Origin of the sequence: Streptomyces sp. NPDC087420 (genome assembly GCF_044744165.1) — a bacterium.
In the GTDB taxonomy this organism is placed as follows: domain Bacteria; phylum Actinomycetota; class Actinomycetes; order Streptomycetales; family Streptomycetaceae; genus Streptomyces.
The window spans coordinates 45864-61651 of record NZ_JBIUXU010000008.1 but is presented as its reverse complement, the minus strand read 5'-3'; the positions used below and the strand labels follow the sequence as shown (position 1 = coordinate 61651).

Below are 15788 nucleotides of genomic sequence, written 5' to 3'. Positions count from 1 at the left end.
CATGCGTGAGAACGACACCTGCGGAGGAAGCGGACGGGAAATCTGATAGGAGGATGTAGGCGCACCATCCGCCATCACTCGGAGGACGATCCCCTTGCGCCCCCACCTTCGGGCCCTCGCCGCGTCGGCCGCGACCGCCGCGACGGCCGTACTGGCCGCCGGGTGCGGCTTCGGTCTCGGCTTCGGCTCCAACTCCAACTCCGGCTCCGGCTCCAACTCCGGCTCCGGCTCCGGCTCCGGCTCCGACGACTGGTCACAGCCGCACCCCGCGCCCACGGCAGTCGGCGCTCTCGGCCGGGAGTTCGCCGCCGCCTCGCCCGCGCCGGAGGCGACCGTCACGCCACGGCCCGGCTCGTGGAGTGACGTCCACCCGTCGGAGAACTACCGGGTGGTCCTGCTCACCACCGGGGACGACCGCCCGACCAAGGCCCTGGTGAAGGCGGTCGAGGACTGGGCCGGGGACGAGGACGTCGACCTCAGGACGGTGGTCGCCGACCGCCCGTCCGACTACATCCCCAGCATCACCAAGGCCATGGACATGGCCCCGGACCTGATCGTCAGCGCGGGCAACGACCTGGTGGACCCTCTCGCGATGGTCACCCCCAACCACCTGTCACAGCCATTCCTCGTCGTGGGCGCGGAACTGGCCGAACCGACCGGGAACGTCACGGCGGTCGACTGGTCCGGGGCGTCGTTCCGCGGCGAGGGGCTGGGCGCGTCCTCGACGTACGACCCGGCGTCGTTCACGGCGGCGCGCTGCGCGGCGGCGATCAGGGCGGGGGCCGCGGCGGTGCTCAACGACCTGACGGGGATCGTGATCTGGCTGGACGAGCACTGAGGGACGGCCTGCGGAGAAGCGTCAGCCCTGTGGCCCGGCAGGGCCCCGAGAGGCCCCGAACACCCTCGGCTCCAGCAGGTCCAGCGCCTCCTCCCACCGGAAGGCGTCCTCGGCGCCGGCCTCCCCGGACGGGTGCGGCGCGAGCGCGCTGATCAGAACCCCCATCTCACGGAGTTGGCCGAGACTCCGGTGGTACGCGGGGTGCGCGGCCAGGTCGGCGTTCAGGTACGGCAGTACGGCCGTGGGTACGCCCGTTCCGTACGCCTCGCACAACGTCCCCAGCGCCAGCGTGTCCGAGATGCCCGCCGCCCACTTGTTGACCGTGTTGAACGTGGCCGGCGCCACCGCGATCGCGTCCGGCGGCGGCAGCGGGCGCGGTTCCCCGGGACGCCTCCACGCCGAACGCACCGGATGGCCGGTCCGTGCCACCACCGCGTCGGCGTCGATGAAGCCGAGTCCCTGGGGCGTCGCGATCACCCCCACCGCCCAGCCCCGCGCGTGCGCGGCGGTGATCAACGTACCCACACCGCCCGCGACACCCGCCGCGCAGACGACGACGTACAGGAACGGCTTCTCGGACCGGTCGGACGGAACAGCCATCAGCACTCCAGAGCGTGAGCGGGGATCACGGCGGGCCCGAGCCGTTCAGCCAGAAGGCGCCGTACAGCGCGGCGACCGTTGTCATCACGGTCAGGGTGAGGTACGTGACCCACGGGCGGGAGCGGGCCAGGACGACCGCCAGGGGCAGGAGGAGGGGGAACGCGGGGAGCAGAAGCCGGGGTTTGGAACCGAAGTAGCCCGCCGCTCCCACCGCCAGGACCGTGACCACCGCGCTGTAGACCACAAGCGCGGGCGGCTGGAGCTGGCGTACACCGATCCAGTGCGGCCACGCCGCCAGGAGAACAAGGGCCACCAGCAGTACGGCGGCGAGCGCGGCGGACGGGGTGCCGGTCATGCCGTCCGCCAGGAAGCGGGCGAACGCCAGGCCGCCGTCGAACCCGTTCCCCCACCCGGACTGCACGTCCAGGTAGCCGAAGAGAGTCCCCTGTCGGGCGCCCACCCAGAGGATGTAAGCCACCGCGCCCAGCGGCGCGAGGGCGCAACCGGCGACGATCCGTACGGTCGGCCGCGCGGTTCGCGCGCCGAGCGCGGCCGTGACGATCAGCGCCGCGCTCACCGCGAGACCCACCGGCCGGGTCAGCCCCGCGAGGCACGCCAGGGAACCCGCCACGATCCAGCGCCCGGTGAGCACCGCGTACAGCGCCCAGGCGGCGAGCGCGACGAACAGGGACTCGCTGTACGCCATCGACTGGACGATCCCGACGGGCAGCGCCGCCCACAGTCCGACCAGGACAACACCGGTCCCGCGGCCGTAACAGTGCGCGGCGACCGCGAAGATGCCCCAGGCCGCCGCCACCGAGGCCAGGGCGCTGATCAGCAGGCCGGCGTCGGCGGGGCTGAGGAACAGGACCGTGGAGAGCGCCTTCTCCAGCCAGGGGTAGAGGGGGAAGAAGGCCATGCTCGACAGGTCCCGGCCGTCCGGCGCGTGCAGGGTGTAGCCGTACCCGAGATCGGCGACCCGTACGTACCAGAGGGAGTCCCAGCGCCGCGAGAGCAGTTCGTGGGCGCTCCGGCCGGCGAGCTGGGACCAGATGACCAGGGTCACGAGGCAGAGGGCGCGGATCGCCACGAACAGCGCGAGGGCGGGGGCCGCCTGGCGGGGGGTGGGGCGGGGCGGGAGGAGCGGCGGATCGCTGAGGCCGCTCGGCGGTCGGAGGGAGATCAGCGGCACGGCACTAGGCTCCCGGGGCGCAAAGGCGGGTGGTCGATCGGGGGTTCGGGCGGCTTCAGCCTAACCGGTGCCTGTGTCCGTACCCCGGTCAGAGCTGTCGGAGCTGTCGGAGCTGTCAGAGCCGACAGGGCGGACAAAGCTGTCAGATCCGTCAGATCCGTCAGAGCCCGTCAGAGCCGCGGCTCGTCCCACTCCGTGACGTCCACCAGGTCCCCCAGCGCGAGCTTGCCGGGCCGCAGCACCGCGTACTTGGTGCCGAACGCGACCCCGCCCACCGTCGCCCTGCGGTACAGCGCGAGCGTCCGCAGCGGCTCGGGCCCGGCCCGTACGCCCGTCGGCTGGTCGACCAGGGTGACCGCGCACCGGATGGCGAGCTTCGTGAAGCCCAGCTCCGTATCGCCTATGGTCATCCGGCGGAAACCGTCCTCGTGGTGCGGGGCGGAGGCATCGCCCCTCCCAGCCCCCGCCTCCGGCGCCCGGTCGTCGTCGATGACGATGTTCGGGCGGAAGCGGGACATGGGGAGCGCGGCTCCGCCGCCCTCCGTGATGCGCGCGTTGAGCGCGGTGAGCGACGCACGCGATATGAGGTGTACGGCTCCGCTGTCGGCGAAGCCGCAGGTGCCGGGGGTCAGCCCGTCGGTCGCCCGCGTGTGGTCCGGTGGCACGCGCACCAGCCGGCTGGGCGCGCCCAGCACGTGGGTGAGCCAACGGGCGGCCGCCTCGCCCTGGTCGACGGCGCGGTAGGGCGTGCCGAACATCTCGACGCCGACACTCGCGGACGTACGGTCCACGTCGACGCACAGGTCCTCGACGCGCGGGCCCTCGACGCCCCGTACCCTCAGCGTCAGTTGATCACCGTTCGCGCCGATCCCCGGCCGGATCACCGCCAGTCGCGGATCCCGCCGCTGGCTGCGGAACACCCCGTCCCCGTCGACCACCATGAAACCGCGGTCATGGGCGAGGCCCGCCTCGGTCATCAGCGCCTCGGTCAGCTCCACACCGGCGCATCCCTTGACGGGATACGTAGTCAACTCCACAACTCGGGCCACCCGGCCAGGCTAAGGCGTGGGGGACGTTCGCATCTCCTTGGTTCAGAACCGCACTACGGCGCGGCTCAGTGCTGCCGTACCACAGGCACCGACGCGCAGCCGCGCAGCCGGGCGTCCCTGCGGGCCTGACCGGCCGACTTCCCGCTGCCCACCGCCCGGCCGTCGACCACCGCGAGCCAGTCGCCCGGGGACAGGTCCGCCCGCAGGGCGTCCACGCCGGCCGGTTCGAGGGCCTGGAGCAGTGCCGGGTCGGGGTCCGTGGGGGTGTCCGCCGCCGGGCGCGGTGTTCCCGCGCGCCACTCGGCGGTGGTCCGCTCGCCCGACCTGGCGCGTGACCACAGCACGTGCTGGAGCACGATCAGCGGTCCCAGTGCCGTGAGGAGCGGGAACGCCCCCGTCAGCACCCCCAGGCCGAACAGCAGGCTGACGCCCGCCGACACCGCGAGTCCGACCCCGGCCGCGAGAAGACCGGCGGCCCACCCGAAGGCCTTGAGCGCCACGAGGGGGAAGAGCACCAGGAGCAGCAGGTCGCCCAGTCCGAGGGCCACCGGTGGTCTGCCCTGGGTGACCGCCAGCAGCGGGGCGAACGGCAGCCCCATGACCTGGGCGGCGAACCGGTCCATGACGGAGGTGAGTCCGGTCGCCACCAGGTCGTAGCAGCAGAGCGCGCCCGCGAACCACGCCGCGTGGACGGAGCGCATCCCGCTCTGCGCCCACATGTTGGCCACCCCCACCACGGCGACGGCGAGCAGGACATCGGTCAGGGCCGTCACGGCGACCGGCAGGTCCGCGAACGCGCACACGGCGGTGGCGGCCACGGAGACCACCGAGGCGAGCCAGGCCCGCCCGCCGCCGGTCAGCGGCGCGAGGGTGAACTGGAGCGCCGCGCAGAGGACCAGGCCGAAGACGACGGCCACCAGGGTCCGGGGCATGGCCAGATACGCCAGGGGAGCCGCCACCACGACGGCGGTCATCACGGCGACGTCGGGCAGTTCGTACTTGCCGACCGGGGGCCGGGGCATCCGGACGCGCGTGAAGTAGACGGCGCCCGCCGCCGTGATCGCGGCGACCGCGCCGTTGAGGCCCACGAGGGCGAGGGCCGTACTCACGCGGGGCTCGCGACGCGTACGGCGGCGGGGCGGGGCGATTCGAAGGTGTGCTCGCGCAGATCGGCGCGGACCGGGCCGGTCGGCGGCAGCGTGGCCGGATCGTCGTGGAGCACGATGCCGTCCAGCGCGAGGCCCTCCGCCGCGGCCCGCTCCTCCAGCCTGCCGAGCAGGGCGGCGGCGGGCAGCCGGCGGACCAGGACATGGAGGACGGTGCTCCCCGGGCGGTCGGCCTCCGGGCGGTCGGCCCCCAGGCGGTCGGCTCGCAGGCGGTCGGCCCCCGCACCGTCGGCCAGGGCGTAGCGCGCCGGCAGCGGGACGTCCGGTTCGGACTCCAGCAGGTTCAGCACCGACCGGGTGGGTACCGCGATGCTCCGCGGCCCCGACCAGCGGCCGAGTACGGGCGAGGTCGCGGGCAGATGGGCCAGCTCGCAGGTGGGCTCGGCCTCGGGGCGCGCGACCAGGTCACCGGTCGCGTAGCGCAGCAGCAGGGTGCAGTCCCGGTAGGGGACGTACGGCGTCTGCACGATGACGCCGACGGCGCCCGGCGGCGTCGGCTCGTGTGTCACGGGGTCGAGGATCTCCAGGTGCCCGAACTCGGTGGTGTGGTGCAGATGTCCCTCGGTGCACGGCGTACCGCCCGAGGGGATGCTCTCGGTCATCATGTACGCCGTGGTGATCCGGGCGCCCAGGGCTGCCGCGGCCCGCTCCCGCAAGGGGTCGGAGAGCACTTCACCGCCGACGCCGATGGACTCCAGGCCGAAGTCCGAGGCGTGCCAGCCGTTCCTCTCCGCTTCCTCGACGAGGGCGGAGAGGTAGGACGCGGAGACCGTCAGGTGGGTGATCTGGGGAGCCTTGCCCCGCAGGCCGAGCGGGGTGGCCAGCCGGTCGAGCGCCACGGCCGGGTCCACGGTGCCGATCTGGATGAAGGAGGCGCCGATGCGGGTCACCGACTCCTCCACGTTGAGCAGCGGCAGGGTCGCCCGGGAGCAGCCCGCGTACGCCATGGTGTGGCGGGGCCGCAGGCCCATGCCGAGCACGGCCGAGACGGTACTCATCGCGACCGAGATCTCCACCTCGTCCCGGGAGAACCAGACGGCGGTGGGGGTGCCGCTGGTCCCGGTGGTGAGCGCCATCAGCGCGGGGGTGGAGGCGGCGGACACGAAGGCGGCCGGCAGACCGCGCAGGGCTTCTTTGGGCGTGACCGGTACGCGGTCCCAGGTCTCCGGGGTGAGGGTGCCCGGGTCGAGTCCCAGGGCGTCGAAGGTCCGCCGGTAGTGGGCGGTGTGCCGGGCGGCGGCCACCGCGGTGGCCCGCAGGCTGCGCTCCGTGACGGTCCGTCGTACGGCGGGGTCGACGGCCCCTGCCTGGCCGGGCAGCAGAGCCGAGTCCGCCCCCGGCTCGCCGAACTCGGCCAGGGTCGCGATCAGATCGTGGGCTATGCGTTCCAGGTCCTGCGGGCGGATGCGGCGGTTGCGGAGGATCGCCATGCCGTACCGGAGTTGACTGAGGGCGGTGCCGAACAAGGGGCCTCCTGATGCCTGGACCGGGTTTTTCCTCCCGGTCCAGGCCGGGGCCGAACGTCAGACCATGCTGGCGAACATGGCCGCGGTGAGCGTGCTGAACGCGTACTTGACGTAGTGCTTGACCATGATGGATCTCCCTTGTTCGGCGCCGCCCGGGGACGGCTGGGCTCCTGGTGGTGCACTCCCGACCGGGGGCGGTCGTTCGATGAACGCGACCTTAAGGGAACGCAGTTGACTGATCAACGGTTTAGTCCGACGAACTGGATTCGCGATCGAGCACCGGGTGACACGTGTCGTACACGGCCGCGGGCCCCGGGGATCACTCCCCGGGGCCCGCGGTCCCTACTGCTTCGCTCCGGCCTGCTCAGCGGCGCGGCGCCAGCACCTGACGCAGCACGTCGTGCACGTACGTGTTCGGGTGCTTGCCCGAGAAGCGGTCCGAGAGGGGGCCGCTCGCCGTCACCGGGACGTCCACGCTGGTGTGGCCCGACGTGGTCCAGTCGATGGTGAACGTACGGTCGCTTCCGCGAATGCTGAACGGCCCGTCCTCGGCCGAGATCGCGTCCCCGGACTCGTCGGTGGCGTCGTTCTCCTCGACCGCGAGACCACCGGTCTCGTGGTCGCCCGTCACGACGAGCAGGGTGTCGGGGTGCGTCGCCACGTAGGCGCGGGCGACCGCGACGGCCTTCTCCAACTGCTGCATGGACTGGAGGACGCGCGTGCCGTTGTTGGAGTGCGCGAACTCGTCGGTGCCCTCCTCCTCGACCACGAGGAAGAAGCCCTTCTTGTTCTTGTCCAGGCTGCCCAGCGCCTTGCTGGTCATGGTCCCGAGGTCCACGACCGGGCTGTAGACGTCGCCCTGGCCCTCGGGGTGCTGCTGGAACAGCTCCTCGTTGGCGAAGAGGCCCAGGATCTTGCCGTTCTTGGCCTTGTCCAGTTCCTTCGCACTCGTGACGTACGAGTAGCCGGCCTTCTTGGCCTTCTGGATCAGGTTGCCCTTGGTGCCCTTGCTCGCCTCGGACGTGTCCTCGGCGGGCTTGTCCTTGAAGGCGCCCGGCGTGCCGGCGGGGAGCCACCAGTCCTCGCCGCCGCCGAGGATGACGTCGGGCTTGCTGACGTCGAGGTACTGGCGGGCGATCTCGTCCTGCTTCCCGCGGTCCGCGGTGTTGGAGAAGAACGCCGCCGGCGACGCGTCGGTGACCTGGGCGGTGGTGACCAGGCCGGTGGCCTTGCCGGCCGCCTTGGCCTGCTGGCCCAGGGTCGCCAGCGGGTTGCCGTCCACGTCGACGCTGATCGCGCCGTTGTACGTCTTCTCGCCCGTGGCCCACGCGGTCGCCGCCGCGGCGGAGTCCGTCACGACGGCCTTCGGGTCGTGCGGGGTGGTGGTGAGCTGGCCGGACGCGGTGAGGCGGTCCATGGCCAACTGGCCTTCCAGGCCGGCGAGGTGCAGGCGCCCCGCCTCGCGCATCGCGGCGCCCATGCCGTCACCGTTGATGAAGATGACGTTCTTCGCGGTGGGCGCCTTGGCCTTCGCCGCGGACTGCGGAGCAGCGGCCGACGCACCCAGCGTCGGGTTGAGCACCATCGTCGCCACGGCGGCGGTCACCGCCGCAGCGACGGGCGCGCCCCATCGCGCACTACGCACGCGTCTGTTCACAACAGCTCCTAGTGGATCGCAAAGCTTTCACCAGGGAAGTTACGCAACGGAACCGTCTCCATCGTGAAGGGAAGGTGGCGGACAAGGAAACACACAGGGCGGAACGCCGTCCGTCCTCGGTGCCGTCGCCGTCCGCCTTCGGTGCCGTCGCCGTCAGTCCTCGGCGCCGTCGCCGTCAGTCCTCGGCGCCGTCGCCGTCAGTCCTCGGCGCCGTTGTCCTCCAGGTCGCCCTCGGTCTCCAGGAACACCTGCCGCAGCGCGTCCAGCACCGCCGGGTCCGGCTTCTCCCACATCCCGCGCGACTCGGCCTCCAGCAGCCGCTCGGCGATCCCGTGCAGCGCCCACGGGTTGGCCTCCTGGAGGAACTGCCGGTTCTCCGGATCCAGTACGTACGTCTCCGTCAGCTTGTCGTACATCCAGTCGGCCACGACGCCGGTCGTCGCGTCGTACCCGAAGAGGTAGTCGACGGTCGCCGCCAGTTCAAAGGCGCCCTTGTAGCCGTGGCGGCGCATCGCCTCGATCCAGCGCGGATTGACCACCCGGGCGCGGAAGACCCGCGAGGTCTCCTCCACCAGCGTGCGCGTACGGACCGTCTCGGGGCGGGTCGAGTCGCCGATGTACGCCTCCGGGGCGGTGCCCTTGAGCGCGCGCACCGTGGCCACCATCCCGCCGTGGTACTGGAAGTAGTCGTCCGAGTCCGCGATGTCGTGCTCGCGGGTGTCCGTGTTCTTGGCGGCCACCGCGATGCGCTTGTACGCGGTCTCCATCTCGCCGCGCGCCGGGCGGCCGTCCAGTTCACGCCCGTACGCGTACCCGCCCCAGACCGTGTAGACCTCGGCGAGGTCCGCGTCCGTACGCCAGTCGCGGCTGTCGATGAGCTGGAGGATCCCCGCGCCGTACGTACCGGGCCGGGAGCCGAAGATACGGGTGGTGGCGCGCCGTTCGTCGCCGTGCTCGGCCAGGTCGGCCTGGGCGTGGGCGCGGATGAAGTTCGCGTCGGCGGGCTCGTCCAGCGAGGCGGCGAGCCGGACCGCGTCGTCCAGCAGCCCGATCGCGTGCGGGAAGGCGTCGCGGAAGAAGCCGCTGATACGGAGGGTGACGTCGATGCGGGGGCGGCCCAGCTCGGCGGCGGATATCGGCTCGATGCCGGTCACGCGGCGGGACGCGTCGTCCCAGACGGGCCGGATGCCGAGCAGCGCGAGCGCCTCCGCGATGTCGTCGCCCGAGGTGCGCATCGCGCTCGTACCCCAGAGGGACAGCCCGACGGAGGTGGGCCAGTCGCCATGGTCGGTGCGGTACCGCTCCAGGAGGGAGTCCGCGAGGGCCTGGCCCGTCTCCCAGGCGAGGCGGGACGGGACGGCCTTGGGGTCGACGGAGTAGAAGTTGCGGCCGGTCGGCAGGACGTTGACCAGGCCGCGCAGCGGGGACCCGGACGGGCCCGCCGGGACGAACCCGCCGTCCAGCGCGTGCAGGACGTGGTCGATCTCGTCCGTCGTGCCGGCCAGGCGCGGGACGACCTCGCGGGCGGCGAAGTCGAGGATGTCCGCGACCGCCTGGTCGTGGCCTGCGGCGATACGGGGCGCGGCGGCCGGGTCCCAGCCGGCGTCCTCCATCGCCTGCACCAGCGCGCGGGCCTGCTCCTCGGCCTCGTCGGCGGTGGTGCGGGTGGCGGCCGACTCGTCCAGGCCCAGGGCCTCGCGCAGTCCTGGCAGGGACGACGTGCCGCCCCAGATCTGGCGGGCGCGCAGGATGGCCAGGACCAGGTTGACGCGCGCGGCCCCGGCGGGCGCCCCGCCGAGGACGTGCAGACCGTCGCGGATCTGCGCGTCCTTGATCTCGCAGAGCCAGCCGTCGAGATGGAGGATGAACTCGTCGAAGCCCTCGTCCTCCGGGCGGTCCGCCACCCCCAGGTCGTGGTCGAGCTTGGCCGCCTGGATCAGCGTCCAGATCTGGGCGCGGATCGCGGGCAGCTTGGCCGGGTCCATGGAGGCGATCGCCGCGTGCTCGTCCAGGAGCTGTTCCAGCCGCGCGATGTCGCCGTACGACTCGGCGCGCGCCATCGGCGGCACCAGGTGGTCCACGAGCGTGGCGTGGACGCGCCGCTTGGCCTGGGTGCCCTCGCCCGGGTCGTTGACCAGGAAGGGGTAGATCAACGGCAGGTCGCCGAGGGCCGCGTCGGGCGCGCAGGAGGCGGACAGGCCCGCGTTCTTGCCGGGCAGCCACTCCAGATTGCCGTGCTTGCCGAGGTGGATCATGGCGTCGGCGCCGAACCCGCCGTCCTCCTGGGACGCCTGGATCCAGCGGTAGGCGGCCAGGTAGTGGTGCGAGGGCGGCAGGTCGGGGTCGTGGTAGATCGCGATGGGGTTCTCGCCGAAGCCGCGCGGCGGCTGGATGAGGATCAGCAGGTTCCCGCGCCGCAGCGCCGCGAGGACGATGTCGCCGTCCGGGTCGCCGCCGTTGCCGACGCGGCTCTTGTCGAGGAACATCTCGCCCGGTGCCGGACCCCAGTGCCGCTCGACCGCTTCCCGCAGGTCGGCGGGGAGCTGTGCGAACCACCGCCGGTAGTCGGCGGCGGGTATCCGGACCGGGTTGCGGGCCAACTGCTCCTCGGTGAGCCACTCCTGGTCGTGGCCGCCGGCCTCGATCAGGGCGTAGATCAACTCGTCGCCGTCGCCGGACTCCAGGCCGGGGACCTCTTCGTCGCCGAAGTCGTAGCCCTGGTCGCGCAGCTCACGCAGCAGGACGATCGCGCTGGCGGGGGTGTCGAGCCCCACCGCGTTCCCGATCCGGGAGTGCTTCGTCGGGTAGGCGGAGAGCACCAGGGCGAGGCGCTTGTCCTGGTTCATGATGTGGCGCAGACGCCCGTGCCGTACGGCGATCCCGGCGACGCGCGCCGACCGCTCGCGGTCCGCGACGTACGACGGGAGGCCGTCCTCGTCGATCTCCTTGAAGGAGAAGGGGACGGTGATGAGCCGCCCGTCGAACTCCGGCACCGCGACCTGCGACGCGGCGTCCAGCGGCGACAGCCCCTCGTCGCTCTCCTCCCAGGCGGCGCGGCTGCTGGTGAGGCAGAGGGCCTGGAGGATCGGCACGTCCAGGGCGGCGAGCGCGCCCGCGTCCCAGGACTCGTCGTCCCCGCCGGCCGAGGCCTCGGCGGGCCGGGTGCCCCCGGCGGCCAGCACGGTGGTGACGATGACGTCGACCCCGCCCAGGGCCTTGAGCAACTCGGGCTCGGGGGCGCGCAGGGAGGCGACGAAGATCGGCACGGCCCGCCCGCCCGCGTCCTCGACGGCCTCGCACAGCGTGTCGATGAAGGCGGTGTTGCCGCTCAGGTGGTGGGCCCGGTAGTAGAGCACGGCGACGACCGGTCGGCGGCCGAGGGCGTCCAGCGTCTCCACCCGGCGGTGGACCCGGCCCCAGGTCGGCGCGGGCTCGGGCGGTTCAAAGCCGTGCCCGGTCAGCAGGACCGTGTCGGAGAGGAACCGCGCCAGCTGGTCGAGGTTGGCGGGCCCGCCGTGGGCCAGGTAGGCGTGCGCCTCGGCGGCGATGCCGATGGGGACGGTGGAGGCCTCCATCAGCTGCGCGTCGGGGGCCTGTTCGCCGGTGAGGACGACAACGGGCCGGTCGTGGGCGAGAAGGAGGTCGATCCCCTCCTGCCAGGCGCGCAGCCCGCCGAGGAGCCGTACGACGACGAGGTCGGCGCCGTCCAGGAGCGCGGGCAGGTCGTCCAGCGCGAGCCGGGCCGGGTTCGCGTACCGGAACGGGACCGGTCCGCCCGCCCCGTTGGCGGCGCGGGCGCTGAGCAGGTCGGTGTCGGAGGTCGACAGGAGCAGGATCATGCGGCGTCTGGCCTTCCTCGGGGTCCGCGCCCCGGGCGGTGGGAGGACGGCGGGAGTTCCTGACTCACCCGGCTGCTGCCGGGCTCACAGTGGCGGGACCGCGCCGGATTCGCACCGGGCTTCCTCCCCTGACGCCGTCGCTGACGGTGGCGGACCTGGCGGCCCGCCGTCTGCATACGTCTGCATAGTAGGTGGTGCAGGTCACGGGCCGGGAGGGCGCCTGAACGAGCGCCCCGGCGGCCGGGCGGCGGCGGACCCCGGGGGCAGGGTGGCGGCGGACCCCGGGGGCAGGGCCCGACAGCGAGCACGTGGGTATGCTCGCCGCCATGCCGCCCACCTCGCCAACACCCGTGAACCGGGACGAAGCTCCCGTCCGGGAGCGCGGTGACGCCTGCCCGGGCGCGCTCCGGCTGCACGCCGCCGACGACGGCCGGCTGGCGCGACTGCGCCTGCCCGCAGGGGTGCTGACGCACCACCAGGCGGAGGTGCTGGAGTCCGCGGCGGAGCGTCTGGGCGACGGGCACCTGGACATCACCTCGCGGGGCAACATCCAGCTGCGGGGGCTGGGCGAGAGCTGTGGCGGGCAGCTCGCGCGGGTGCTGTACGACGCCGGACTGCTGCCGTCCGAGGCGCACGAGCGGATACGGAACATCGTCGCCTCACCGCTGGCCGGGCTGGACGGCCAGGGGTGGGGGCGGAGCCCGGGACCGGAGCGGAATCAGGGCCCGGAGCAGGGCCGTTCCTCTGCGCACTCGGTGCAGTTGTGGTCGAAGGAACTGGACGAGCTGCTGTGCGCGAGCGCGACCGCGACAGCCCTCTCCGGACGTTTTCTCTTCGCGCTGGACGACGGCCGGGGCGATGTGGCCGCCTTGGGCGCTGATGTGACCTTGCTCGCACAACGCTACGGCACCGCCACCCTGCACATCCAGACAAATCCGTCAGGCTGGCGAGTGTCCGCCACCGACGCCGCCCGCGCCGCGCTGGTGGCGGCGGAGACCTTCCTCACCGTGGCGGAGGCGGGCGGCTCGGGCGCCTGGCGCATACGGGAACTGCCCGCCGGCCACGGCCTGGAGGCGGCGGTGACCACGCGGCTGGCGGAGGCCGGGATCGCGGCGGCGCGCGAACCGGCGGCGGACCGTGAGCCCGGAACGGCGGCCGGCCCCCCGGCCCCGGGAGCGGTCCGCTCCCCCGACGGGACGGTGGCGCTGTCCGTCCACGCCCCGCTGGGACGGCTGAGCGTGGCCCAGTGGCGCATGCTCCGGACGGCAGCGACCGCTCACGGAAGTCTCCGCGTGACCCCCTGGCGCGGCGTGGTCGTGCCCGGCCTCGCCCCCGACGCCGCCGACGCCCTGCTCGACCGCCTCCGTACAGCGGGACTGATCACCGACCCCGGTTCCCCCTGGCACGGCATCGGCGCCTGCACCGGCCGCGCCGGGTGCGCCAAGTCCCTCTCCGACGTACGGACGGACGCGGCCCGCGCGCTGGGACGGCCACCGCTGAGACCGCCACCACGGCAACTGCCCCTACTGCCGGCCCCCGACCTGCCCGTCCACTGGTCCGGCTGCGCCCGCCGCTGCGGCCACCCCCAGGGCACCTCCTGGGTCGATGTCGTCGCGACGGGCGAGGGCACCTACGACGTCTCCGTCGACGGAGGCGCCCGTACGACCGCGGCGGGACAGAGAGCGGAACAGGCAGCGGGACAGGAACTCGCCGACGCGGTCGCGGCGGCACGGACGACCCCCACCATGACGAGATGAGCGAGACCCCAGTGTCCACAGCGTTCGACTACGAGAAGGACGGCCCGGCGATATACCGCCAGTCCTTCGCCATGATCCGCGCCGAGGCGGACCTCACCGGGCTGCCCGCCGACGTCTCCCAGGTCGCGGTCCGGATGATCCACGCCTGCGGGATGGTCGACCTCGTGCGCGACCTCGCCTTCACCCCCGGTGTGGTGGCCCGCGCCCGCGAGGCCCTGCGCGCGGGCGCGCCGATCCTGTGCGACGTCGCCATGGTCGCCAGCGGTGTCACCCGGAAGCGCCTGCCCGCCGACAACGAGGTTGTCTGCACCCTGTCCGACCCGTCCGTGCCGGGCCTGGCCGCCGCGCTGGGGACCACCCGCAGCGCGGCGGCGCTGGAGCTGTGGCGGGACCGCATGGAGGGCGCGGTGGTGGCCGTCGGCAACGCCCCGACCGCGCTGTACCGGCTGCTGGAGATGATCGAGGAGGGGGCGCCGCGCCCGGCCGCCGTCATCGGCGTGCCGGTCGGTTTTGTCGGCGCGGCCGAGTCCAAGGACGCGCTCGCCGGCCATCCCTCCGGGCTGGAACACCTGGTCGTACGGGGCCGGCGCGGCGGCAGTGCGATAGCGGCGGCGGCCGTCAACGCGATCGCGAGCGAGGAAGAGTAGTGAGCGAGAACAGCGTCCCCGGCACGCCCCCCACCGACAGCAAGGCCGAGAACCCGTCCGGCACCCCCGCCGGCCGCCTCTACGGAGTCGGCCTGGGCCCCGGCGATCCGTCCCTCATGACCGTACGAGCCGTGCGGATCATCGCCGAGGCCGACGTGATCGCCTATCACAGCGCCCGCCACGGCCGGTCCATCGCGCGGTCCATCGCGGCCGAGCACCTGCGACCCGACCACATCGAGGAACCGCTGGTCTACCCGGTCACCACCGGCACCACCGACCATCCCGGCGGCTACCAGGGCGCCATGGACGACTTCTACGCCGAGTCCGCCGCCCGCCTCGCCGCGCACCTGGACGCCGGACGCACGGTCGCCGTCCTCGCCGAGGGAGACCCGCTCTTCTACGGCTCGTACATGCACATGCACAAGCGGCTGGCCCACCGGTATCCCACGGAGGTCGTCCCCGGTGTCACCTCGGTCAGTGCCGCCGCCGCCCGCCTCGGCACCCCGCTGGTGGAGGGCGAGGAAGTGCTGACGATCCTGCCGGGCACCCTCCCGGAGGAGGAACTGACCGCCCGGCTGGCCTCGGCCGACTCCGCCGTCGTCATGAAGCTCGGCCGGACGTTCCCCACCGTGCGGCGGGCGATCGAACGCTCGGGCCGGCTGGCGGACGCGCGGTACGTCGAGCGCGCCACGATGGCCGGCGAACGCACCGGCGCGCTCGCCGACATCGACCCGGAGTCCGTGCCGTACTTCTCCGTGGCCGTGCTGCCGAGCCGTATCGACGCCGTTCCCGCGCCCGGCGCCCGGGGCGAGGTCGTGGTGGTCGGGACGGGCCCGGCGGGGCCGCTGTGGCTGACCCCCGAGGCGCGCGGCGAACTGGCCGCCGCCCAGGACCTCGTGGGCTACACCACGTACCTGGACCGGGTTCCGGTACGGCCGGGTCAGCGCCGCCACCCCTCCGACAACAAGGTGGAGTCCGAACGGGCCGAGTTCGCCCTCGACCTGGCACGGCGCGGCCGGCGCGTGGCGGTGGTGTCGTCCGGCGACCCCGGGGTCTTCGCGATGGCCACGGCCGTACTGGAAGTGGCGTCCAGGGACCCGTACCGAGAGGTGCCCGTACGGGTGCTGCCGGGCCTGACGGCCGCCAACGCCGCCGCGTCACGCGCGGGCGCGCCGCTGGGCCACGACTACGCCGTGATCTCCCTCTCCGACCGGCTCAAGCCGTGGGAGGTGATCGCCGGACGGCTGCACGCGGCGGCGGCGGCCGATCTGGTGCTGGCGCTCTACAACCCCGGTTCGCGCAGCCGCACCTGGCAGGTCGGCAAGGCGCGCGAACTCCTCCTGGAACACCGCGCCCCGGACACGCCCGTCGTCCTAGGACGCGATGTCGGCGGTCCTGAGGAGAGCGTACGGATCGTGCGGCTCGCCGACCTCGATCCGGCGCAGGTCGACATGCGGACGATCCTGCTGGTCGGCTCGACGCAGACGGTGACAGTACGGCGGGGCGAGGGGGACGGCGAGCAGATCGTGTGGACGCCGCGGCGGTATCCGGAGGGCTGAGGTCAACTGGCCGGTCCC

11 protein-coding genes and 1 riboswitch are annotated in these 15788 nt (G+C 73.1%); of the genes, 4 read left to right on the top strand and 7 right to left on the bottom strand.

What is annotated here, in order from left to right; translation table 11 throughout:
- Window positions 1-94 precede the first annotated feature (94 nt).
- Complete coding sequence (locus ACIO1C_RS17660; protein ID WP_401864295.1) at window positions 95-838, top strand: hypothetical protein; 744 nt, start codon at window positions 95-97, stop codon at window positions 836-838.
- Window positions 839-859: 21 nt separating this feature from the next.
- On the opposite strand, the gene ACIO1C_RS17655 is transcribed toward ACIO1C_RS17660, so the two are convergent.
- The 7 genes from ACIO1C_RS17655 to cobN all read right to left on the bottom strand — a co-directional run bounded on the left by ACIO1C_RS17655 (window position 860) and on the right by cobN (window position 11807).
- Window positions 860-1438, bottom strand: coding sequence for a flavoprotein (locus tag ACIO1C_RS17655; protein ID WP_401864292.1), 579 nt, complete (start codon window positions 1436-1438; stop codon window positions 860-862).
- A 25-nt stretch (window positions 1439-1463) separates the two neighbouring features.
- Window positions 1464-2624 carry a hypothetical protein gene (locus ACIO1C_RS17650; RefSeq protein WP_401865054.1) on the bottom strand — a complete coding sequence of 387 codons (1161 nt, stop codon included), beginning with the start codon at window positions 2622-2624 and terminating at the stop codon, window positions 1464-1466.
- Between the two features lie 176 nt (window positions 2625-2800).
- Entirely contained in the window at window positions 2801-3679 is an 879-nt protein-coding gene (locus ACIO1C_RS17645) for an MOSC domain-containing protein (protein WP_401864289.1), read from the bottom strand.
- Window positions 3680-3744: 65 nt separating this feature from the next.
- Window positions 3745-4788: a hypothetical protein gene (locus ACIO1C_RS17640; RefSeq protein ID WP_401864286.1), complete on the bottom strand. Its 1044-nt coding sequence runs from the start codon at window positions 4786-4788 to the stop codon at window positions 3745-3747.
- Window positions 4785-6311, bottom strand: coding sequence for a phenylacetate--CoA ligase family protein (locus ACIO1C_RS17635; RefSeq protein ID WP_401864284.1), 1527 nt, complete (start codon window positions 6309-6311; stop codon window positions 4785-4787). Before ACIO1C_RS17635 ends, ACIO1C_RS17640 begins: the two co-directional genes overlap by 4 nt.
- A gap of 364 nt (window positions 6312-6675) precedes the next feature.
- Entirely contained in the window at window positions 6676-7917 is a 1242-nt protein-coding gene (locus ACIO1C_RS17630; RefSeq protein WP_401864282.1) for an alkaline phosphatase, read from the bottom strand.
- 248 nt (window positions 7918-8165) lie between these two features.
- A complete protein-coding gene (gene cobN / locus ACIO1C_RS17625; RefSeq protein ID WP_401864280.1) occupies window positions 8166-11807 on the bottom strand; it encodes a cobaltochelatase subunit CobN in 3642 nt (1213 codons plus the stop codon).
- A 53-nt stretch (window positions 11808-11860) separates the two neighbouring features.
- A riboswitch (cobalamin riboswitch) is annotated at window positions 11861-11933 on the bottom strand.
- 188 nt (window positions 11934-12121) lie between these two features.
- On the opposite strand from cobN, the gene ACIO1C_RS17620 reads away from it, so the two are divergent.
- The 3 genes from ACIO1C_RS17620 to ACIO1C_RS17610 are packed head-to-tail and all read left to right on the top strand — an operon-like array spanning window position 12122 to window position 15770.
- A complete protein-coding gene (locus ACIO1C_RS17620; protein WP_401865051.1) occupies window positions 12122-13564 on the top strand; it encodes a cobalamin biosynthesis protein CobG in 1443 nt (480 codons plus the stop codon).
- Complete coding sequence (locus tag ACIO1C_RS17615; protein ID WP_401864277.1) at window positions 13561-14211, top strand: precorrin-8X methylmutase; 651 nt, start codon at window positions 13561-13563, stop codon at window positions 14209-14211. The genes ACIO1C_RS17620 and ACIO1C_RS17615 overlap by 4 nt, the downstream gene beginning before the upstream one ends.
- A complete protein-coding gene (locus ACIO1C_RS17610) occupies window positions 14211-15770 on the top strand; it encodes a precorrin-2 C(20)-methyltransferase (RefSeq protein WP_401864274.1) in 1560 nt (519 codons plus the stop codon). The genes ACIO1C_RS17615 and ACIO1C_RS17610 overlap by 1 nt, the downstream gene beginning before the upstream one ends.
- Window positions 15771-15788: the final 18 nt, after the last annotated feature.